Source organism: Janthinobacterium sp. CG_23.4, assembly GCF_029892305.1.
Taxonomy (GTDB): domain Bacteria; phylum Pseudomonadota; class Gammaproteobacteria; order Burkholderiales; family Burkholderiaceae_D; genus Janthinobacterium; species Janthinobacterium lividum_D.
Window position 1 is genome coordinate 2,388,632 of sequence record NZ_JARXUX010000001.1, and the last position, 21,500, is coordinate 2,410,131.

Sequence of the window (21,500 nt, forward strand, 5' to 3'; positions counted from 1 at the left end):
GGACAATCTCATGACAGACATACTTGCCAACGACGCCGCGCCGGCTACGGCGAACACCACGCAAGCCCTTGCCGATCTTGCGGCGCTACATGGCGCGATCGAGCACGCGTGCAGCCAGGCCTGCCACGCAATTGCACCCGCATGGCCGCTCGATAGGGCCATTGCTGTCAATCCACATTGGTCCCGTATCAACATGCCAGTGCGCCGAGTGGCCGCACGCATGGCCGTGCTCGGCGGCATCAAGGTCTTTCCACCGCGAGAACAGCAACTGCGGGCGTGGCGCGAAGGGCGGATTTGCGCTGCCGATCTGGCGCTCGCTTTGCGCCAGTTGCCCGAGGCGCAGGCGACCGGGCTCGGGCCTGAGCAGTGCGCCCATGCGCTGCAAGCGAGCGCCCCACCAGCGCAATTGCCCTTGCTCATTGATGTGCTCGACAACGATCCCAACCGCCATGCGCGGCTGTCCTGGCGCGAGGCCATCACGCACCAGGTGAGCCAAACCTGCGCCGCTTACTTCGATGTACATCAGGCCATTTGGCAGCCAGAGCGCACCCAGGGCTTGTACGGCTTTTGGCGAGACACCCTGCAACACGACCATGGAATCGGTTTGTTGATGGGCTTGCCGCGTTTGGGCAGTGCCGTCGGCGCCTTGCCAGCCACCGCCATTGAGGCAGAGCGCTGGGTGATGCAGCGCCTGGGTCTGCCGCAGGCAGTGTGGGCGGACTACCTTGAATCGGTGCTACTCACGGTCAACGGTTGGGCTTCATGGTGTGCCTACCTGGCCTGGCAGGCGCGATTGGAGCGGGGCACGGCCGACGCACACCTGCGTGAGCTGTTGGCAATTCGTTTAGCTTGGGGCGCACTGCTGTTGGAGTGCAAGGATGACGGCGCGACCGGGCAGGCGTTTGTCGCACTTCAGCAAGGCTGGAGCCAGGCCCCCTTACTGCTTGAGCAGGCCGAGCAGGCTTTTTTGATCGACGAAGTATGGCAATTGGCCTTGGAGCTTGCTTATCAGCGCAACCTGGCGCAGCGGCTGGCCGTGGCAAGCAGCATAAGCCTGGTGCCGCAAGAGATTGAAGTCCAGGCGGCCTTTTGCATCGACGTCCGCAGCGAGCCACTGCGCCGTGCCCTGGAGACCGCATGGCCGGGCGTCCAGACGCTTGGCTTTGCCGGTTTTTTCGGTCTCCCAGTGGCTTACACGCCATTGTCGACGCAAGCCCGGCGACCGCAGTTGCCTGGCTTGCTAGCGCCTTCCATCGAGGCCGGTGATTGCATCATGAGCACAGACTCAGCCGAGCGCGCAGCCGACCCAGCACGGCAAAGCGCCGCCAGTCGCGAACGTCAACTCCGATTCGCCATGGCAAGTCAATGGCAGGCTGCAAGCCGCTGGCCTGGGGCAGCGTTCTCTTTCGTCGAGGCGGCCGGTTTGGGCTATCTTGGCAAGCTAGGGACTTGGCTGCTGCCGAGTAAGCGTGGTCGCGCCAACGACGACCTGGCAGGACTGCCAGCGCGCTATCGCCCCATCTGTCGCCCGCAACTGCTGGGTGTACACCTTGAAGCCAAAGTGACGCTTGCGGCGCGGGTACTTCACGCCATGGGTCTGGATCAAAACGTAGCGCCGATGGTGCTTCTCGTCGGGCACGGCAGTCAGTGCGCCAACAACGCCCACGCGGCCGCATTGGACTGTGGCGCCTGCTGCGGACAGAGTGGCGAAGTCAATGCGCGTAGCTTGACGCAATTGCTCAACGATCCAGCAGTGCGCCAAGGTTTGCAAGCGAAAGCGCTCAGCATTCCCGAATCGACCGTGTTCGTGGCAGCGCTGCATAACACCACCACCGATGAAATCGAGGGCTTTGACCTTGATCTGCTGCCCGAACATTCGCGCGCTCGCTGGGAGCGCCTGCAAGCGGTGTTTTCCCAGGCCTGCGATCAGGTACGCCGCGAGCGCGCGCCCAGCCTGCAACTAGACCCGCACGCACCGCATGATGTGCTGTTAGCTCAGCTGCGCCGCCGTGCCAACGACGGCGCGCAAACGCGACCAGAATGGGGGCTCGCGGGCAATGCGGCTTTTCTGATCGCGCCCCGGCACAGAAGCGGCGGCGTTGTGATGGATGGACGCAGTTTCCTGCATGACTATGACGCCAGCCAAGATGGTGATGGAAGCGTACTGGAATTGCTGATGACCGCGCCCATGTTGGTCGCGCATTGGATCAACTGGCAATACCATGCATCTACCTGCGATCCGCTGCGGCTCGGCAGCGGCAATAAGTTGCTGCACAACGTGGTCGGTGGCAACCTCGGCGTCTTCGAGGGAAACGGCGGCGATCTGCGCATCGGGCTGTCCCGTCAGTCGCTCCATGACGGCCAACGCTGGGTGCACGAGCCCTTGCGGCTGACCGTGGTGATCGATGCGCCGCAGGCGGCCATTGACATGGTGATCGGCAAACATGCTGTGCTCCGGCAACTGCTCGACAATGGCTGGCTCCACCTCTGGCGCTTCGCGCTCGCTCGCTTCGAGCGTTACGAACACGGAACATGGCTTCCATTGTGTCTGGAGGTCGAATGATGGCGCAGCCGTCCTGTTACAAAGGAAGCCGGGTGGCCCTGCTGACCCAGCATGGAAAGGAAGCTGTGATCGCACCTGTGCTTGAGCCTATCCTGGGTTGTTCGATCGAACTTGTTACTGGATTCGATACTGATCAGCTGGGCACCTTCACAAGGGAGACGCCACGGCACGGTACCCAACTGGAGGCGGCCAGGCGCAAGGCAAGAAAAGGGATGGAGCTTGCGCATGCTTCGCAGGGAATCGCCAGTGAAGGCAGCTTCGGTCCTGATCCCCATACGGGCATGTTTCCTTGGAATGTGGAGCTCGTGGTCTGGATCGATGAGCATCTGGGAATCGAAGTTGTCGGCATGGCCCAGGGTGCCGCGCCGAACGATCATATCCAGAGCGGCGACTGGCAGGCAGTGGCTGAGTTTGCCAAACGCGTCGGTTTCCCAGGGCACCATTTGGTGCTGCGCCCCGATGGGCAAAGCGATGCGCGCATCTGCAAGGACATTGCCGATTGGACGCGGCTCAAAACGTGCTTCGACAGGTGTGTTGCTCAATCACGTTGCGGCAAGGTGTTTGTCGAGTTGGATTTGCGCGCCTTCGCCCATCCTCGCCGCATGAAATACATCGAACAGGCTGCCGGCGATCTTTTGCAGCGCCTGCAATCGACCTGCCCCGCATGCAGCGCCCCCGGTTTTTGGATCAGCGCACGGCAACCGGGACTGCCGTGCGCATCGTGTCGCTTGCCAACCCAAAGTTATCGCAGCGAAGTGTGGACGTGCCTGCGCTGTGAGCATAGGCGCATCGCTGAGCGGACAGACCGGTCAGCAGCTGACCCTGCGCATTGTGCTTACTGCAATCCTTAAGGCGCTGACAAACACTCTCTGACTGAGAAGTTACGTCGCAATGACTTGACATATGTCTTCAACGACACACAGCGGGCGCAGCTCCACGCCTTGCTTGTGTTCGCCCGCGAAAGCGACACGGTAATGGTGCGCAGCCGCGACGGTCCAGCGCGCAACGTGGACGATCTGCACCCGCTGGTGCAGACGTTGACCATGTGCCAGTGACTTAAGCGGGTTTGACGTTCCACGGCTGCTCAAAGCCCAATAAGGCCGACTGGAAGCGCACTACGCGCAGTGCAAGGCTGACTAGATGTCCACAACATCGCCACTTCAGCCCTTGAGCGCGAAAAACTTAACTTGACGCAATAAAATCTAGTTTTTGGATTGATTTTTGTGATTTTTCGTGAGAAACTAAATACATCAAATAAAAAGAAAACAACAAATAAAACGAAATAGCCAAATAATATATCTCGTTTATAGTGCACCTATCCCCGTGCCTTTTGAAAGCGCCGCTGATTGCATAGCGCCTACCTGGCCCGCTACGCCTGTTCATTGCGCTAGTCCATTGAAATGTTGTTCACGCTGCACCATGCATGGCGAGACCCGATCACCTGAGTGTAGTAAGGTTTTGACAACATATCTACGTTGATCTTCAAGCAGAGTGCGCAAGCAAGGTTCAAATCTGACATTAGGGGAATATTGTGAAGAATTTATCGGTACGCGCTCAGCTTGCAGTGGCCTTCGGTGGCGTGGTGATCTTATTGGCAGGCATTGCCATTTTTGCTATTTCCAGCATCTCGAATCAGGCTTCCGGCTTTGAAAAGTATGTCAATGGGGTGCGGGCGCGCGCTGACCTTGCGCATCTGGTGCTGGAATCCGTTGGCTTGCGCGCAGTCGCCGCAAGGAATCTTGTTATCGTCAGCTCGCCGGCAGACATGGAGACTGAGAAGCAGTTGGTGTCCCAGGCGCATGCGGCTGTGGTGTCAAATTTGAATACACTCAAGCAGCTCGCGAAACAATCTTCTACGTCTGAAGAGGCGCGCGGCATGATAGATAACATTGTCAAGATAGAAAGCCAATATGCGCCCGTCGCCTTGGGTATCGTGGACCTTGCACTACAAGGCAAAAGGGATGAGGCGATTAGCAAAATAAATAAGGAATGCCGCCCCTTGTTAATGGCCTTGGTCTCCGCAATGGATGCTTATGGGAAATCAACAGCGCTGCGTTCAAGCGAGCTGATCAAGGAAGCAGAGGAAGACTTTAAGTCGGCAAGAAACAAGCTCATTTTTTTCAGCATCCTCGCCACCGTACTGGCCATTGCCGCTGGAGCGCTGATTTCGCGCCGTCTGCTGGCAGCATTGGGGGCGGAACCCTTAGTCTTGTGCGACGCCGTGAGCAAGGTGGCCAGTGGCGACTTGACCGTAGACCTCAAGGTCAAAGCCACCGACAGCACCAGCATCTTGGCTGCACTGCAGCGCATGCAGCTTTCGCTCGCCAAGGTAGTGGCGTCCGTGCGTCAGGATTCGGACACGGTGTTGACGGCAGCAGCAGAAATTTCAGCGGGAAATAACGACTTGTCTAACCGCACTGAGCAACAGGCCAGCGCACTGGAAGAGACGGCATCTTCGATGGAAGAACTGACATCGACTGTGAAACAAAATGCAGAACATGCACGCCAGGCCAACATGCTGGCAATCAATGCCTCCGATATCGCCACCAAAGGCGGTGCCGTCGTTAGCCAGGTGGTCGGCACGATGGACTCAATCAGCGAAGCATCGCGCCAAATTGTTGACATCATCAGTGTTATCGACGGAATCGCTTTTCAAACCAATATTCTTGCCCTCAATGCAGCGGTGGAGGCGGCCAGAGCCGGCGAGCAAGGACGTGGATTTGCCGTGGTCGCTTCGGAGGTGCGCGGCCTCGCACAGCGCAGCGCCAGTGCCGCCAAGGAAATCAAGGTATTGATAGACAATTCGGTTGAACGTGTTGATCTCGGCACCAAGCTCGCTAACGATGCCGGTGTCACCATGTCTGAGGTGGTGGGCAGCGTGAAACGCGTCACCGATGTGATTGCGCAGATCGTTAGCGCAAGCGAAGAGCAAACGACGGGCATCGAACAAATAAATCAGGCGATCAGTGCGATGGACAGTGTCACACAGCAAAACGCCTCCCTGGTTGAAGAAGCTGCGGCTGCCGCCGAATCGCTGCGCGATCAAGCTGGAAATCTGGTGCAGACCGTCAGCCTATTCCAGATCGGCGTCCATGCTCAGCGCCACAGCGCAACGCCAGCGCACCCCCATTCGGCTAAATCGTCGGCAAGAGCATCTGCATCACCCCGTATTGCACGGTCCAATCTCGCGCCTTTAGCGTAAAGCGACAAGTGCCGTCCTGGCCAGGTCATGCAAGAGTGCTGCTGGCCTAAAGAGACTTTATCGGCGCATTCACCGGGCCTGAAACGGTCCGCCTGGCTTTGCGCATCGGCGCTGCGGCCAGTGCATATTATGCGCCGGCTTGCTCCCGCGGGCGGATGATCATGCAGGTGGCCGTCGCATGGGCGTATACCTTGCCGGCCTCGTCGCGGATCGTGCCTTCCGAAATGACCAGATTGCGCCCCGCATTGATGACCTTGCCTTCCGCGAAGACGGTCACGTTGAACGGCAGGGGACGGCACATCTTGATGTTCAGGTCTGTCGTGCCATAGCTTTCGCCAGCGGGCAAGACTGTGTGCGTGGCGCAACCGGTGACCGTGTCGAGCACGGTGGCGGCGAAACCGCCGTGCACACCACCCATGGCATTGGTGTGGTTTTCATTCGCCGTCGCCGTGAAAATGACTTTGCCGTGCTCCACCGTGTGCGCATCCATGGGTATGGTCTTGGAAATGCCGGGCCGGGGGAACAAGCCTTGCGCGAAAGCTTGCATCAATTGCAAGCCGGTCATGTCGTTGGGGTGCATGGTAACTCCTGTGGGTAAGGGTAAGGGTAAGGTTAAATGTCTTGTTGGAAACGCAGGCGCGAGGCATGCAGCAGGAAGCGGGCGACGACGGCCAGCTCTGCTTCGCTGAAACCTGCTTGCAATTGTGTATTCAGGCTGTCGAGCAAGGGGAGGGCGGCGCGCAGTACGTCAGCGCCCTTGGGCGACAGGCGCAAGGCACCGGCGCGCGCATCAAGCGCACACTGGCCACGTATGATCAGGCCGTTCTCTTCCATGCGCGCCACCAAGCCCGTCACGGCCGAGTTTTTCAGTTGCAGCGCGCGGCCCAGATCCTTCAGTTGGCAGCCTTCCTCGCTCTTCAGGGCAAACAAGGCGACGACTTGCGTGCCGGAAAACCCCAGTTCACCGCTCAAGACGGCATCGGCCGAGCGAAACAAGTTCTGGCGCGCCAGGTTGAGCAGATTAAACAGGTGCGGCGAACGCTCTCCTAGCGGGCAGGCTACGGCATCGGGGAGGTCTGGCTGGGGCGAGGTATTGTTACGCATGCGCAGCATATTACTACGCATGCGTAATAAATCAAGCGCAGCAAGTTTTCAAGGTGTGGGTCGCTCTGGCATCGGGCAGTGTGCCAGTGTGCACAAGATTGCCGCCAGATACGCGGCGCGCGCGTCGGCTTGACGATACCGCCGATGCAGCCGATGGCCAGCGCCGCCCGATTGCGGCGCGGTGCGCGCGTATCATCCCAGCCGTGGCCCATCGAGCAATAATTCTGCCAATCTGCTCGTCAGCCACAAACTCGTCTCGCTGAGCTTCTTGCCATGAATCGATAGGCGCCGCACGGGCAGGCGCGACAGGGCCAGCGCAGGGCAGGGTACTTCCTGCAGATATCCTTTGTAATTGTCGTAGTTGGCGATGTTGAGCGGCAAAATCGCCCAGCCCAGCTCGTCGGCGACCATTTCCGCAATGCTGTAAAAGCTGTCGGAAAACCAGACGGCGGGGCTGAAGGCGTGTTCGCGGTTCAGCTCGGAATCCATTATCAGCTGGCGGTAGCGGGTCAGCTCGTTGCGGCTCACTTCCTGGCCATGCGCCATCGCGTGGCCTTTTGCCACGAATACGCCTTGTGCCACGCTGCCGATATGCTGCTGTTCGAGCACAGGCGAGATGGGGCCACGGTCGAAGTGGAAGGCCACGTCGGCTTGTTGCTGCTCCACGTATTGCGCCACTTCCGACGCGGTGGCGTTGAGCATCACCAGTTCCAGCGCCGGGTAGCGCGCCGCCAACTCCTTGACCAACTTGCTGATGGCCAGATAGGGCAGGGCTTCGTCCAGGGCCAGGGTCAGCTGAGCTTCCGGCGCCGCGCTCAACAGCTGGGCGCGCAACTGCAATCGCTCGGCCTGGCGCAACAGTTCGCACGCTTCCAGGTGCATCACCTTGCCCGCTTCCGTCAGCACGGCGCTGCGGCGCGAGCGGTCGAACAGTTCCACACCCAATTCCGCCTCCAGCAAACCAATCGAGGTGCTGACCACCGATTGGGCACGCCCCAGCCGGCGTGCCGCGCCCGAGAAAGAACCGGCCGCGACGGACGCTTCAAAGTAGCGCATTTGTTCCAATGTCCATTGCATGGCTTCCACCTATCTGTTTTTCAGATGGATTTTAACTTGAATGCCATTCAGGGGCGACATAAAATGCCTTTACCAATTCAACAACATGAGATCCGCCATGAAAAACGCCCAAGCCCATACCCCCGCCATCAGCTTCAACTGGTGTCACGACGCCAGCGCCGAAGATACCTTGTGCAAGTTATATCTTGACAACGTCAGCGCCGATTATATTTCCCATTCGGAACTGCAGGGCGAACGCGCCGACGCGCCTGGCAACTGGCGCGCTGACTTGCCTGAGGTGATACGCGGCGAAATCCGCGCCGCCCTGTCGCACGATTGGGCGCATGGCGATTCGACCCTGCTGGCCGTCGCCACTGCCGGCGACGCCATCGTCGGCATGGCCCTGGTCTCCATCGATACGCGCCAGCGCGCCTCGAAATCATTCGCCGCGCTCGATGACCTGGTCTTGCTGCCCTCCGTGCGCGGCAGCGGCATCGGCAGTCAGCTGGTGGAGTGGGTCGCCGACGAGCTGCGCAGCCACGGCATCGCCCGCTTGTTCCTCGAATGCGGCGCGCACAACTTGACGGCGCAAACATTTTTCCGGGGCCGTGGCTTCAAGCAAGTGTCCGTCGTCATGCTGCGCGAACTCGACGCTGGCACAGCGAGCGCCGCCGTGGATGACAAGGATGGCGACCGTGGCTGACGCCCGCCGCCCCCGACAAGGCCAGGCCCGTGGCAGCCTGGAACGTAAATATTTGCGCAGCACCAAATTCATCCAAACCGATAGTTGTTAAATAATACATGAGTTGTTTATGCATCCAATGAAAAAATGGCTGACGCTGGCCATCGTCTCCAGCGCCCTGTTCCTGATCGTGGTCGACATGACCGTGCTCTACACCGCCTTGCCCGCGCTGACGCGCGACTTGCAGGCCACATCCTCGCAAAAACTGTGGATCATCAACGTCTACGCGCTGGTCGTCTCCGGCCTGCTACCCGGCCTCGGCACGCTCGGTGACCGTTTGAGCCACAAGCCCGTTTTCCTTGCCGGCTTGGCCGTGTTTGGCACCGCCTCGCTATGCGCCGCGTTTTCGCCCGCGCCCGAATGGCTGATCTTTGCCCGCGTGCTGTTGGCCATCGGTGCCGGCCTGATGATGCCGGCCACCTTGTCCATCATCCGCCTGACCTTTACGGACCACCGCGAGCGCTCGTTTGCCATCGGCGTGTGGGCGGCGATTGCCTCCGGCGGCGCCGCCTTCGGTCCCGTGCTCGGTGGTTTCCTGATGCAACACTATTGGTGGGGTTCCGTCTTCCTGATCAACGTGCCCATCGTCCTGCTGACCCTGGTGCTGGCCACCATCGTCCTGCCGAAACGGGCTGGTAACCGCGACAAGCCGTGGGATCTGGCCGGTTCTTTGCAAATCATGATGGGCCTGCTCGGTGGCGTGTATGCGATCAAGGAGCTGGGCAAGTCGCAGCCTTCGTATGCGTTGGCTGCCGCCTCGTTCGCCGTGGGCGCCTTCTTCATGCTCAAATTTGTGCGCCGCCAAAAACGGCAAGCCAAGCCGCTGATCGACTTCGCCCTGTTCCGCGAACTGCCGTTTTCCAGCGCCGTCGCTGCCGCCATGGTGGCCTCCGCAGCCCTGATCGGCATGGAACTGGCGCTGAGCCAGCACATGCAACTGGTGCGTGAATTGTCGCCGCTGGAAGCGGGCTTGCTGCTGTTGCCGCTGCCGCTGGCCTCCGTGTTTGCGGGACCATTGACGGGTTTCATGCTGCCGCGCGCCGACAAGGCCATGGTACTGTGGGGTTCATTGTTGCTGTCCGGTATAGGCATGGCATTGTATTTGGTGCTGCATGACGCCGCCGTCTCGGCGCAAGTGGTCAGCCTGGTGATTCTGGGCCTGGGCTTGGGCGCCGTCATGACGGCCGCCTCCAGCGCCGTGATGCTCAACGTCGCTCCCCAGCAAGCCGGCATGGCTGCCTCGATCGAGGAAGTGTCGTACGAGCTGGGCGCCGTGATCGGCGTGACGGTGCTGGGCACCATCCTGTCGGCCGTCTACAGCGCCACTTTGGTGATCCCGGAAAGCGCGGGCCTGTTGCCCAATGCGCATGACACGCTCGACGCGGCACTGCTGGCCGCCGAGCAATTGCCGGCCGAACTGGGCTTGCAAGTGTCGGCGCTGGCCCGTTCGGCCTTCGACAAGGCATTTATTGTCGTGCTGGCCACGGCGTCGGGCATTTTGATAGTCTCGGCCATGGCGATTCGCCACCTGCATTTGCGGGTGCGCCGCGCGATCTGCTCGATCTGATCCGTCAACGCTTGAGCCACGGCGCCACCTTGTCGCGCAAGACGGTTCATTGGGCGTCGTGCACGGCCTGGTTGGGCTCGTGCACGGCGCGTTTCAGCACCGTAACATCCCTGGCCGGCGCGGACGCGTGCCCAGCGCGGGCTGGTCGACCTTGGCGAACATGCCGTCGCCGCGCAGGCCGATGAACTGAAGGTACGAATAGTCATCGGCCGCCTCGGCGGCGGCGAGCGCCTGTGGCGTGGCGTAGAACGGCGCCGGCGGCCACCAGTCGTCCTATTCTATCTAGTGGCCGGAAACTATAGCGTGCAATCCTGCGCCTGCTTGCCGGCAATAAAGCGGGTACTGGCCTGTTCAAAGCAGGCAGGCGCCGTCCATAAAAGGAAATGCGTAGCGTTGTGCACGGTGGACAGCGCCACCTTGCCGGCCTTGCTCTGCGTCAAAACCTGCACTTGCGCCTGTGCGCCCGCGTACGGCGTCTTCGGATCCAGTGTTCCCTGCAGCACCAGGGTTGGTGGCACTTTCATCGGCAAGGCCCCGAAATAGGCGTCGCGCGGGTAGGTCGGCAAGCCGCCACCCAGCAGGATGCGGGGCAGGGGACTGGCAAACAGCAAGTCCGCCTCTTCGCGGTCGATGTCGATGGCGGCCCAGCCGGGGCGCAATGATGGCTGCAGATTATTTTCCGAATTGCTGATGATGTTGACCAGCGGTATCGACAGCGGCGACTGGGGATAGTTGCCCAGGCTGGCCGCCGCCTGCGTCAGCATGGCGCGCACCGATGCCAGTTCCGCATCGCCGCCCTGGTCCAGGTCGCGCAGCAGATACGCGATGCGGGCGCGGACGGCCGGCACGTCGAGCATGGCGCCCAAAAAGTTTTTCAGGTTCTTGCCGGGAATCTTCGCCAGCAAGGCGGGATCGGCTTGCGCCTTGTCCAGCACGCGCCGGTACAGGGTTGCGGCCGGCTCGCCCAGTTCCGCATGGCAGGATGCCTGCGCGTCGCAGCGGGCCAGCACCTGCATGCCGACCGTGTTGACCACGTGCGAACGCTGGCTCAAGTCCCAGCGCGCATCCGTTTGCGGCGGCACCATCGAGTCGAGGATGACGCCCTTGACGGGCAGCGGCCCCAGCTGCAAGGTGCGCAAGACCAGCTGCGTGCCGTAGGACACGCCATATACATACACGGGCGGCTTCTTGCTTCCGCGTTCGCCTTCGATCAGCGCTTTCAGAGGGCCGGCCGGGATTGCGGCTTTTACCGCAAAAAGAAGTCTAACCAATTGATTTATTTAGTAAATTCGACTTTGTAGTTCATCGGGGTCACCTCTCGCTCAAGGTTCAGCATGTATTCGCCGAATCGGTTGATGTGCCCTTTACGATATGGCGCTAAGCCGCGAAGTACCTCCTCCGTTAGCACATATCCCTTGGCTTGTATTGCCTTGAGGAGCCGCGTCATCTCATGGACATTGTGCAAGATGACCATGTTCGCAACGAGCTGGTTGTATTTGATAACCTTGCGCTGTTCGTGCCGAACGTTTTCGGCAATGATACCTTCGCCCCCAAAAAACAGCCATTTGATGAAGCCGTTGAATTCCTCGCTCTTGTTGGTAGCGGCGTGAATGGTACGACGCAGTTCCGCGTCGTTGATGTACTTGAGCAGGAACATGGTCCGATGTACCCTGCCGAGCTCGCGGAACGCGTAGTAGAGCTTGTTCTTGCGGCTAGCCGTGCCTGGGCGGCGCAGGATCGTCGATGGCGCGATCTTGCCCGCTTTGATGGAAATGACGACGCGCAGCATGTCCTTCAGATGGCGCGCGATCAGTTCCCAGTCGATCGATCCACGGAACAAGCTGCCGATATTGTCATACTGGTCGGCCTTGTCCGCCTTGAAGAAGACCAGATCTTTGATATTGCGGATGCGCGGCATCAGGTCGATACCCAGCAGTGAAGCCAGGCCAAACACAGGTGTGCTTTGGGCCTGCGTATCGCCGTGCAGCGTATCTGGCTGGATATCCGATTGGTTGTTAATCAGGCCATCAAGGATGTAAACCGCCTCATAGACTCCGCATGGAATAAAGTGGCTGAACAACGCGATGTACTTGTCGGACACATGGTAGTAGCCAATGCCGCCGTATCCACCGTAGCGGATATGGTATTCAGAAAGCAGATTAGCCTCGTAAATGTTCCATTTGGTACCGTCGGCCGACGCGCTCTTTCCCGAACCCCAATAACGTGGCAACGCGAAGCGGTTGTATGCATTGATCACCTTGACGATTGCCTTGTCCAGGCGCTGCTCGGTGACATGCTTGAGATTGAGCCAGGCCACCTGCCTGCGGCTCAAGCCCTTGATCGAGCGCGCGGTCTGCGTGGCGCCCAGGTTACAACCATAGCAAAACAACGTAGTGATGAAGCGCTTGCGCGGATCGTCTACTTTGGCCTCGAAGCCGGACAACGGACCGAAGAGTTTATGCAAGTCCAACCATTTTTCTGTCTCGGTCAATACATCAAGGATGCTCACCGGATCCATTTCATTGGTGACCATCTGCTCGATGGCGTCAAGTTCCGGCGGCGGCTTTGGACGCTCCATGCGACGGATCACAATGCCGCTCCCGTCGATATCGGCAAGGCTATTCTCCGGGAAGCGGCTGTCGACGTCGCGCGCCAGGTTGCCCAATTTTTCCAGCAACTGCGCGACAAAAGCCTGTGCCTCTACCGGCAGCCCTACTAGTTCGCCATAGGCTTTAACCTCGCGCTCGTATTCTTCCCATCCCACCAAATGGTTGCGATAATCATCGTAGTCGCCGCTGTGCTCGACGTACAGATCGCCCGACTTGAGTTCATCCATGACTTCCGTCATCACGGCGAGTTCGAAATACTTGCGATGCACACTCGCTGGGGCGTTGGCTGCGACTCGGCCAAAAACCAGCTTGCGCCACTTATCGGACATCCAGTCCAGTGCCAATTCAGGTAGCGCACCTTCTGCCGCTGGCAGTTGTTCCTTGTGGCTGGAGCGATGCTTTTGGATGATGACGATCGCCGCCAGCAGGCTCTGATCCTGGGAGCTGGATTTCAGGCTGAGCGCTTCGAGGCACTTGAAGAGCAGGCTGCGCTTGCCGACATACCCGACCAGCATGAACGGATAATAGTTATTGCCAGCATACGCCATGTGCTCGTCGCATTCAGTAATCCATGCCGCCAGATCCCCGTCGAGGGATTGCTCGACCCGGGCGACGCGCTCCTCTTCGCTGGCCTCTTCGCTCAGGACGGTCAGCACTTCGCGGAACTGTCCGATCAAACGCTCAATCTGTTCGGCGTGCTGCAGGTGATATTGCCGCAACCGTTCCTCGGCGCCGTTATGCAAGCTGCGGATGGTCTTGATGAAGATTTCGGCGATATCGTCCATTGCCTTCTGCAACTGGCTTTGAATCAGCAGCACGATGAGGGTGTGGCGCTTGAGTGGCTTGATCCGCCGCATTTCCGCCACATCTAGGGCACGCGCCTCCAAAACGAGTTGTTCACGCTTGGTTGCGGCGATGGCCTCAGTATTGGGCAGGTCCTGCGCCAGCGCGATCATGGTGTCAATGTGGGCCAAGAAATCCGTCACCGCACGCACATTGGGCTGCTTCGGCTCGCGTTTGAGGCTATCCCATATGCGCAGGTTCTCACCGGCAGTGAGCATGTGTTCAAGACGCTCGACCACGCAAGTTGGCAATCCGCCAGCCACCGCCTTATAGATGCCGTCGTTGACGCTGGTGCGGGACTGGCGAGCCAGCCTGAACAAGTAGGTGAATCCAGGCAGTTCCAGGCGACGCTGGACCAACTCCTCAATCAGGACATTGATAATGTCGGGTAGTTCCTGCTTGGTATGGGCAGCCTGCAGGGCCTGATCTTCCAACCAGTATTCATCGGACGAGTCCATCACCCGGATCCCCACGTACCCGCGCAGACGGCGCTGGTGTATTGTCTTGCTACCGGATTGATCATATTGTGCCAGTGCCCGTTTTGCCGGAACGCGCAGACCGCTATGTTCGCAGATATGCCGCACCACGATAGCCGGGACGCTCGACAAGGGGACGAAATAACCAAGCCTTTGCAGCAGCATAAGTTGGATCAGCAAAAAAGTACGATGCGATGCTTGGCGATAAAGAGTGAAGATATGGTCAATTTGAGCGCGCGAAGGCGTGTAGATCGCCCCGAGCTCCTGCACAGTGAACTCTTGTTTCAGGCGTGGATAAGCCGTTTCATGAATATTCGTCATTGAAATCAGTCGACACCGGTCCAGTGAGGGAATTGCCGGAAATGGTGCATCGATTGCAAGTTTTTTGTCAAGCAATTAAACGTAAAGCATTCCAATCCGGCGACATATGTCTTTGACCTTCCCATTATGGTAATGCGTAAAGTGATGATACCTGTCATTCGGATCCGTACTTGGTCACGGTCAAGTGCAGCGCAGCAATACCTTGACAGTGGGTTTGATACAACCTAGGCTACGATTACTGTCCATATAGATAGTTTATGAAGACCTCCCGCACAGTGAGATTGTTCACGACTCTTGTCGCGATACTTAGCATGCTGTTCATGCAGCATGCGGTTGCTTCGTACCTGTGCCCTGGCGTACCGATGGGAGGCGGTGGCTCTGTTGTAGCCGCAGGTGTTGGGGCATCTGCGACGCCCGCGATGACAGATTGCGCTGGCATGGACAGTGACCAGTCGACGTTGTGTCAAATTTATGCTGTTGGAGATGCATCCAGGCAGTCGCTGGACAAGACACCTGTCGCCGACCCCCCATCTTTCGTCCCTGTTGTCCTGCTTTTGACGTTAGCTATTTATGACACTCCCGTAGTGTATTCAACAAAACCTCCTTTGCTCATTACCTTGGCGAGGCCAACAGCACCGCCTATCGCTATCCGTCATTGCTGTTTCCGTATTTGATACTCCAGACTGCCTAGATCGTCATCGCCTTGTCGGGTTCGACAGGGCGTTGTTGCCCATCGCATTCTGGAGCTGCCATGCCAATCCCGTACTCCGTGCAGTCGCATGCACGCGTCGTCCGTCTTCGCCCATTCATGAAGACGACGCTCGCTCTCGCCCTTACTTTTCCGCTGCTTGCCTTCGTTCATGATGCGCGCGCGGCCCCCCTGCCAATCACCTTCACCGAGGCGCTGCAGCAGGCTGTCGCCCGCTCGCGCCAACTTCATGCGCAGGACCAGGCAACTGTCGCTGCACATGAAATGGCGGTAGCGGTGGCGCAGCGCCCCGATCCCACTCTCAAGGTCGGCATCGATAATGTGCCCTTAAGTGGCAGTGATCGCTTTAGTTTGAGCGGGGATTTCATGACGATGCGGCGCATCGGCATTTCGCAGGAACTGACACGCGCCGATAAATTGCGCTGGCGTTCCGCACGTCTTGAGCGCGAAGCCGACAAGGCGCAGGCGCAAAAAGATGTCGCACTCGCCGCGATTCAGCGCGACGCGGCGATCTCCTGGCTCAACGTCTACTACATTCGGAAAATGTCAGTTGTTCTGACAGAACAAGTGGTCTTTTCCCGCCAGGAAATTGACGCCGCTACGGCCGCCTATCGGGGCGGGCGTGGCAGCCAGGCTGACGTGCTGGCTGCGCGTTCTGCCTTGTTAACCCTTGAGGACCGAGCCAGTCAGGTCGAACGCGACCTCAATACGGCAAAAAACATGTTGGTGCGTTGGACCGGCAGCAGCGGCGAACTTGCCGATGCCAGCATGCCCGACTTGGGCACCATCCCTCTGGACCCGGTGTTGCTCGACACTGAACTGGCGCACCGCCCGCAGATCATGGTGTTGAATCGGCAGGAAGAAGTCGCCCAGGCCGACGTCAATCTGGCGCAAGCGAATCGGCATCCGGACTGGAGTATCGAGTTCGCATTCCAGCAGCGCGGCGCGGCCTACTCGAACATGGTCTCCGTTGGCCTATCCCTGCCATTACAGTGGGATCGCAAAAACCGGCAGGACCGCGAACTAGGCTCCAAACTCGCCTTGGTCGAACAAGCGAGGAGCGAACGCGACGAACTGCTGCGAGAAGATGCCGCCAACATCCGTGCCTTGCTCATCGAATGGAGGAGCGGCCAAGAACGTAGCGAGCGCTACGCGCTCCAACTATTGCCCCTTGCCGACGAGCGAAGCCAAGCGGTCCTGGCCTCCTATCGTGGCGGAAAAGCCTCTTTGGCTGAGGTGCTCGCTGCCAGGCGTAACAGTGCGGACATGCACGTTCAGTTGCTGCAGTTGCAGATGAATACAGCCCAGTTTTGGGCACAGCTTCGCTTCCTCTTTCCCGACATCGCAATCACGCAGATTTCCGCAGTACATCGCCAGCAGGAATTCAAATGAACAATAAGAAATTACGCGTCCTAGTACTTGCGGGTGCCCTTGCAGCGGTCGCTTTTGCCGGTTACCAGTTTGGTGTACGACAGGCACATCAGGCAGTATCGCTAGGTGACGTCAAGGCGGTATCCGGCAACGCAGCAGGCGCCGCGAGTGCTGCCAACAAGAAACCATTATATTGGCATGACCCCATGGTGCCGGGCCAGAAGTTTGACAAACCCGGTAAGTCACCGTTCATGGATATGCCGCTAGTGCCCGTCTATGCTGCGGGGGATGGTGAGGACAGTAATGTTACGATCAGCCCGCGGGTCCAGCAAAACCTGGGCGTGCGTACAGCGCTCGTCACATCAGGAAGGATGTCCGCCGGCTTGGTTGCCGTCGGTAACGTTGCCTATAACGAGCGCGACGTGGCACTGGTGCAGGCGCGTAGCGGTGGATTTGTAGAGCGCTTGTATGCGCGTGCCCTGCTCGATCCAGTGAAAAAGGGGCAACCCTTGGCTGACTTGTATGTGCCTGATTGGATAGCGGCACAAGAAGACTATCTGGCGAGCCGTCGTATGCAAGGCAATGAAACAGCATCCCTGGTCGACGCTGCCCGCCAGCGCATGCGGCTAGTTGGTATGAGTGAGGTGCAAATCCGGCTAGTCGAATCGAGTGGCAAGGTCCATCCTCGCCTGACAGTCTCAGCACCCATCAACGGTGTGATCGCAGAACTTGGCGCCCGGGAAGGAATGACCGTCTCCGCCGGTGCACCGCTGTTTCGCATCAATGGGCTCGCGACAGTGTGGGTCAACGCGGAAGTGCCCGAGAGCGTGGCGGCCAAGGTTCGCCCCGGTGATGCCGTCGAAGCGCGGGTACAAGCGCTACCCGGAAGTATTTTCAAAGGCAAGGTGAATGCCATTTTGCCGGAAGTTAATGCTACGACGCGAACCCTGAAAGCCCGTGTGGAGCTGGCTAACCCCGGCGCCCAGTTGTTGCCCGGCATGTTTGCTACGTTGACCTTCGCGTCAAACAATGGCGCCGATGTTTTGCAGGTGCCATCGGAGGCAGTCATCCAGACGGGTACACGCAGCGTTGTCATGCTTGCCCAGGAGGGTGGCAAGTTTATGCCCGTCGATGTGGAGGTCGGCAGCGAAGGCAATGGTCTCACCGAAATCCGCAAGGGCCTGTCCGCTGGCCAGAAAGTGGTCGTCTCGGCGCAGTTCCTGGTCGATTCCGAGGCCAGCCTGAAGGGAACCACGACACGCTTGAGCGATACGCCATCCCCGGACGCAGACCAGGTACCCCCGCGCCACCATGGCGTAGGCAAGGTCGAACAGATCGGCAAGGATGAGATCACCATCTCGCATGGCCCTATCACATCGCTGAAGTGGGGTGCGATGACGATGGGATTCAAATTGCCGTCCAATGGGTTGCCACCCAATATTCGTATAGGTGACCGTGTTGCATTCGAGATCAAGCAAGGCGAGGATGGCAGCTTCGAGATCGCGGCTATTGCGCAAGCTACCGGTGTGCCGAAAGTCGGAAACATGCCCATGGGCGGCACGAAGGCACCCGCGGGAGTGGCGAAATGATCGCAAAACTGATCCGCTGGTCTATCAGCAACCGTTTTCTGGTCTTGTTGGCGACTGTCTTCATTACGGTTTGGGGCATCTGGTCGCTCGCGCGCACGCCGCTCGATGCGATTCCCGACCTGTCGGACGTGCAGGTTATTATCCGTACCAGCTATCCGGGGCAGGCACCACAAATCGTTGAAAACCAGGTCACGTATCCACTGACCACCACCATGTTGTCAGTACCGGGTGCCAAGACGGTGCGCGGATACTCGTTTTTCGGTGACTCCTTCGTCTATATTCTGTTTGAGGACGGTACCGATCCATACTGGGCGCGATCACGCGTGCTGGAATATCTGAACCAGGTGCAATCACGCCTGCCACCGCAGGCAAAAACCGCGCTGGGACCGGATGCGACTGGCGTCGGCTGGGTCTATGAATATGCGCTGGTCGACCGTAGCGGCAAGACCGATTTGTCGCAATTACGCGCCTTGCAGGACTGGTTTCTCAAGTATGAGTTAAAAGCGGTACCCAACGTCTCGGAAGTGGCCAGCATTGGCGGCATGGTGCGCCAGTACCAGATCGTGCTCGATCCGGACAAGATGCGCGCCTATAACATTCCGCATGGCAAAATCGTCGACGCCGTGCAGAAAGCCAACCAGGAAACGGGCGGGTCCATGCTGGAATTGGGCGAGGCTGAATACATGGTACGGGCCTCCGGTTATCTGAAGTCGCTGGACGACTTCCGCAAGATTCCGTTGACGACGACTGACGCTGGCGTATCGGTCCGGCTGGGCGATGTCGCGCGCATCCAGATTGGGCCGGAGATGCGGCGAGGGATTGCCGAATTGAATGGCGAGGGCGAAGTTGCTGGCGGCGTAATCATCATGCGTTCCGGGAAAAATGCGCTGGAAACCATCGATGCTGTCAAGATCAAGCTGGAAAAGCTAAAAGCGAGCTTGCCGCCCGGCGTCGAGATCGTCCCAACCTACGATAGGTCGAGCCTGATCAAGCGCGCCGTGAGTAACCTGAAAGAAAAGCTGATCGAGGAATTCATTGTTGTCGCTGTGGTCTGCGCGCTGTTCCTGTTTCACTTGCGCTCGGCGCTGGTGGCCATTATCACGCTGCCGATCGGTATCTTGATCGCTTTTATCGTCATGTATTATCAGGGAGTTAATGCCAATATCATGTCGCTGGGCGGTATCGCCATAGCCGTCGGCGCGATGGTCGATGCCGCCGTGGTAATGATCGAGAATGCCCATAAGCATATTGAAGCCTGGAATCATGCCCATCCGGGTAAACAGCTGAAGGGCAATGAGCACTGGCGCGTCATTGGCGACGCTGCGGTTGAGGTCGGGCCAGCACTGTTCTTTTCGCTTTTGATCATCGTTCTCTCGTTCATTCCCGTGTTCACTCTGGAAGCGCAGGAGGGGCGCATGTTTTCGCCGCTGGCCTTTACCAAGACGTATGCGATGGCGGCGGCGGCTGGGTTGGCGGTGACGCTGATTCCCATTTTAATGGGCTATCTGATCCGAGGCCGGATTCCCGATGAGCAAAAGAATCCCCTTAATCGTTTCCTGATCGCGATATACCGCCCCTTGCTCGATGTCGTACTGCGTTTTCCAAAGCTGACTTTGCTGGCGGCAGCACTGGTAGCAGCCATCACGATCTGGCCCATGACCAGGCTCGGCGGCGAATTCATGCCGCCACTGGATGAAGGCGATGTGCTGTACATGCCGTCGGCGTTGCCCGGTCTGTCGGCCGGCAAGGTCGCACAGTTGTTGCAGCAGACCGACCGGCTGATCAAAACGGTACCTGAAGTACAAAGCGTCTTCGGCAAGGCCGGCCGAGCCGAGAGCGCCACTGATCCGGCGCCGCTGGAAATGTTCGAAACCATGATCCAGTTCAAGCCGCGCGATCAGTGGCGCCCTGGCATGACGCCGGAAAAATTGATACAGGAACTGGATCGCACCGTCAAGGTGCCTGGGCTGTCCAACATCTGGGTGCCGCCGATCCGCAACCGGATTGACATGTTGGCCACCGGTATCAAAAGCCCGGTCGGCGTCAAGGTCGCAGGCGCTAGCTTGCAGGAAATTGACCGCATCACTGGTGAGATAGAACGCGCAGTCAAGAAGGTGCCGGGCGTCTCCTCAGCGCTGGCCGAGCGCCTGAATGGCGGACGGTACATCGACGTCAACATCGATCGCGACGCGGCCGCCCGCTACGGCTTGAATATTGCAGATGTGCAAAGCGTGGTGTCAGCGGCGATCGGCGGCGACAATATCGGTGAAACGGTCGAAGGATTGCAGCGTTTCCCGATTAATGTGCGCTATCCACGCGAGGTGCGCGATTCAGTCGAGAAACTGCGCCAGTTACCGGTGCTGACAGAGCGGGGGGCGCAAATCCGGCTGGGTGATGTCGCCGCGATCCGCATCGACGACGGTCCACCGATGCTCAAGAGTGAAAATGCCCGGCTGTCAGGCTGGGTGTATGTCGATATTCGCGATCGCGACTTGAGTTCGACTGTGTATGACATGAAGCAAGTCGTCGCCAGGGAAGTCAAATTGCCGGCGGGTTACTCCATTGCATGGTCGGGGCAGTTCGAATATCTGGAGCGTGCCACTGAAAAACTCAAAATCGTCGTGCCAGCGACCTTGCTTATTATCTTCGTGCTGCTCTATCTGACCTTCAAGCGTTTCGACGAAGCGGCCTTGATCATGGCAACGCTGCCGTTTGCGCTGGCCGGCGGCATTTGGCTGCTGTGGTTACTCGACTATCACCTGTCAGTTGCCGGCGGCGTCGGCTTCATCGCGTTGGCTGGCGTCTCGGCCGAATTCGGCGTCATCATGTTGCTTTATTTAAAACATGCCTGGGATGAACGTCTGGCGAACGGTAACGCCAGTGAAACCGATCTGCTCGATGCAATTCGTGAAGGTGCGGTCTTGCGCGTGCGCCCCAAGGCGATGACGGTGGCGGTCATTATCGCCGCCTGGTGCCTATCATGCTGGGCACCGGCACCGGGTCGGAGGTCATGCAACGCATCGCCGCGCCCATGGTTGGCGGCATGATCACCGCGCCGCTGTTGTCCATGTTTGTGGTTCCTGCGGTCTATCTGCTGCTACGCCGGCGTCAGACCCGTGCCGTCGGCACGGCAGCAGCAGAGGAGAGTTAGCCTTCATGAGACCGCTTGGCACCTACCGCTCGACTAAGCACTTCGTGTATTTCGCGAGGTGTGCGGTGGTGTTGTTCGGTTTTATCTGGTGCAGCCAGGGGTGATCGCATCTTTCCAGGTAGTGATAGGGTTTTCACATGACACGTCATATTTTTACCAATCGGCCAAGGAGGCTGGTGGTATTGGTACCCTGATTG

The 21,500-nt window shown here is 58.8% G+C and carries 12 protein-coding genes and 2 pseudogenes; 9 read left to right on the forward strand and 5 right to left on the reverse strand.

Translation table 11 applies throughout. The annotated features are described in order from the left end of the window. Positions 1-10: 10 nt before the first annotated feature. The 4 genes and pseudogenes from H4V96_RS10810 (at position 11) to H4V96_RS10825 (ending at position 5,765) form a co-directional block, all read left to right on the forward strand. Entirely contained in the window at positions 11-2,563 is a 2,553-nt protein-coding gene (locus tag H4V96_RS10810; protein ID WP_196855737.1) for a DUF2309 domain-containing protein, read from the forward strand. After that, a complete protein-coding gene (locus tag H4V96_RS10815; protein WP_280720925.1) occupies positions 2,560-3,414 on the forward strand; it encodes a DUF6671 family protein in 855 nt (284 codons plus the stop codon). The genes H4V96_RS10810 and H4V96_RS10815 overlap by 4 nt, the downstream gene beginning before the upstream one ends. Positions 3,415-3,477: 63 nt before the next feature. Beyond that, positions 3,478-3,606 (forward strand): annotated as a pseudogene (locus H4V96_RS10820) (recombinase family protein); the annotation flags it as partial. Between the two features lie 488 nt (positions 3,607-4,094). Beyond that, positions 4,095-5,765 (forward strand): methyl-accepting chemotaxis protein, encoded by a 1,671-nt coding sequence (locus H4V96_RS10825; RefSeq protein WP_196855735.1) that lies wholly within the window; start codon positions 4,095-4,097, stop codon positions 5,763-5,765. Positions 5,766-5,892: 127 nt separating this feature from the next. Here H4V96_RS10825 and H4V96_RS10830 read toward each other — a convergent pair whose 3' ends face one another. The 3 genes from H4V96_RS10830 to H4V96_RS10840 all read right to left on the reverse strand — a co-directional run bounded on the left by H4V96_RS10830 (position 5,893) and on the right by H4V96_RS10840 (position 7,946). Beyond that, positions 5,893-6,345 carry a PaaI family thioesterase gene (locus H4V96_RS10830; protein ID WP_010398249.1) on the reverse strand — a complete coding sequence of 151 codons (453 nt, stop codon included), beginning with the start codon at positions 6,343-6,345 and terminating at the stop codon, positions 5,893-5,895. Between the two features lie 32 nt (positions 6,346-6,377). After that, a complete protein-coding gene (locus H4V96_RS10835) occupies positions 6,378-6,890 on the reverse strand; it encodes a MarR family transcriptional regulator (RefSeq protein ID WP_196855734.1) in 513 nt (170 codons plus the stop codon). 171 nt (positions 6,891-7,061) lie between these two features. After that, on the reverse strand, positions 7,062-7,946 hold the full coding sequence (locus H4V96_RS10840; RefSeq protein ID WP_043461937.1) for a LysR family transcriptional regulator: 885 nt from the start codon (positions 7,944-7,946) through the stop codon (positions 7,062-7,064). 97 nt (positions 7,947-8,043) lie between these two features. On the opposite strand from H4V96_RS10840, the gene H4V96_RS10845 reads away from it, so the two are divergent. Both H4V96_RS10845 and H4V96_RS10850 read left to right on the forward strand, forming a co-directional pair. Further along, positions 8,044-8,628: a GNAT family N-acetyltransferase gene (locus H4V96_RS10845; protein WP_196855733.1), complete on the forward strand. Its 585-nt coding sequence runs from the start codon at positions 8,044-8,046 to the stop codon at positions 8,626-8,628. Between the two features lie 118 nt (positions 8,629-8,746). Then, positions 8,747-10,234 carry an MFS transporter gene (locus H4V96_RS10850; RefSeq protein WP_280721182.1) on the forward strand — a complete coding sequence of 496 codons (1,488 nt, stop codon included), beginning with the start codon at positions 8,747-8,749 and terminating at the stop codon, positions 10,232-10,234. Positions 10,235-10,530: 296 nt separating this feature from the next. On the opposite strand, the gene H4V96_RS10855 is transcribed toward H4V96_RS10850, so the two are convergent. Further along, entirely contained in the window at positions 10,531-11,505 is a 975-nt protein-coding gene (locus H4V96_RS10855) for an alpha/beta hydrolase (RefSeq protein ID WP_196855731.1), read from the reverse strand. A 5-nt stretch (positions 11,506-11,510) separates the two neighbouring features. Beyond that, positions 11,511-14,483: a Tn3 family transposase gene (locus H4V96_RS10860; RefSeq protein ID WP_280720926.1), complete on the reverse strand. Its 2,973-nt coding sequence runs from the start codon at positions 14,481-14,483 to the stop codon at positions 11,511-11,513. Between the two features lie 808 nt (positions 14,484-15,291). Between H4V96_RS10860 and H4V96_RS10865 the strand changes: the two genes are divergently transcribed. The 3 genes and pseudogenes from H4V96_RS10865 to H4V96_RS10875 all read left to right on the forward strand — a co-directional run bounded on the left by H4V96_RS10865 (position 15,292) and on the right by H4V96_RS10875 (position 21,303). Further along, positions 15,292-16,584, forward strand: a complete 1,293-nt coding sequence (locus H4V96_RS10865) for a TolC family protein (RefSeq protein WP_196855729.1) — start codon at positions 15,292-15,294, stop codon at positions 16,582-16,584. Beyond that, the gene (locus tag H4V96_RS10870; RefSeq protein WP_196855728.1) at positions 16,581-18,152 is read left to right on the forward strand and encodes an efflux RND transporter periplasmic adaptor subunit; all 1,572 of its coding nucleotides are present in this window, start codon (positions 16,581-16,583) and stop codon (positions 18,150-18,152) included. The genes H4V96_RS10865 and H4V96_RS10870 overlap by 4 nt, the downstream gene beginning before the upstream one ends. Then, positions 18,149-21,303, forward strand: a pseudogene (locus tag H4V96_RS10875) (efflux RND transporter permease subunit). Before H4V96_RS10870 ends, H4V96_RS10875 begins: the two are co-directional and overlap by 4 nt. Positions 21,304-21,500: the final 197 nt, after the last annotated feature.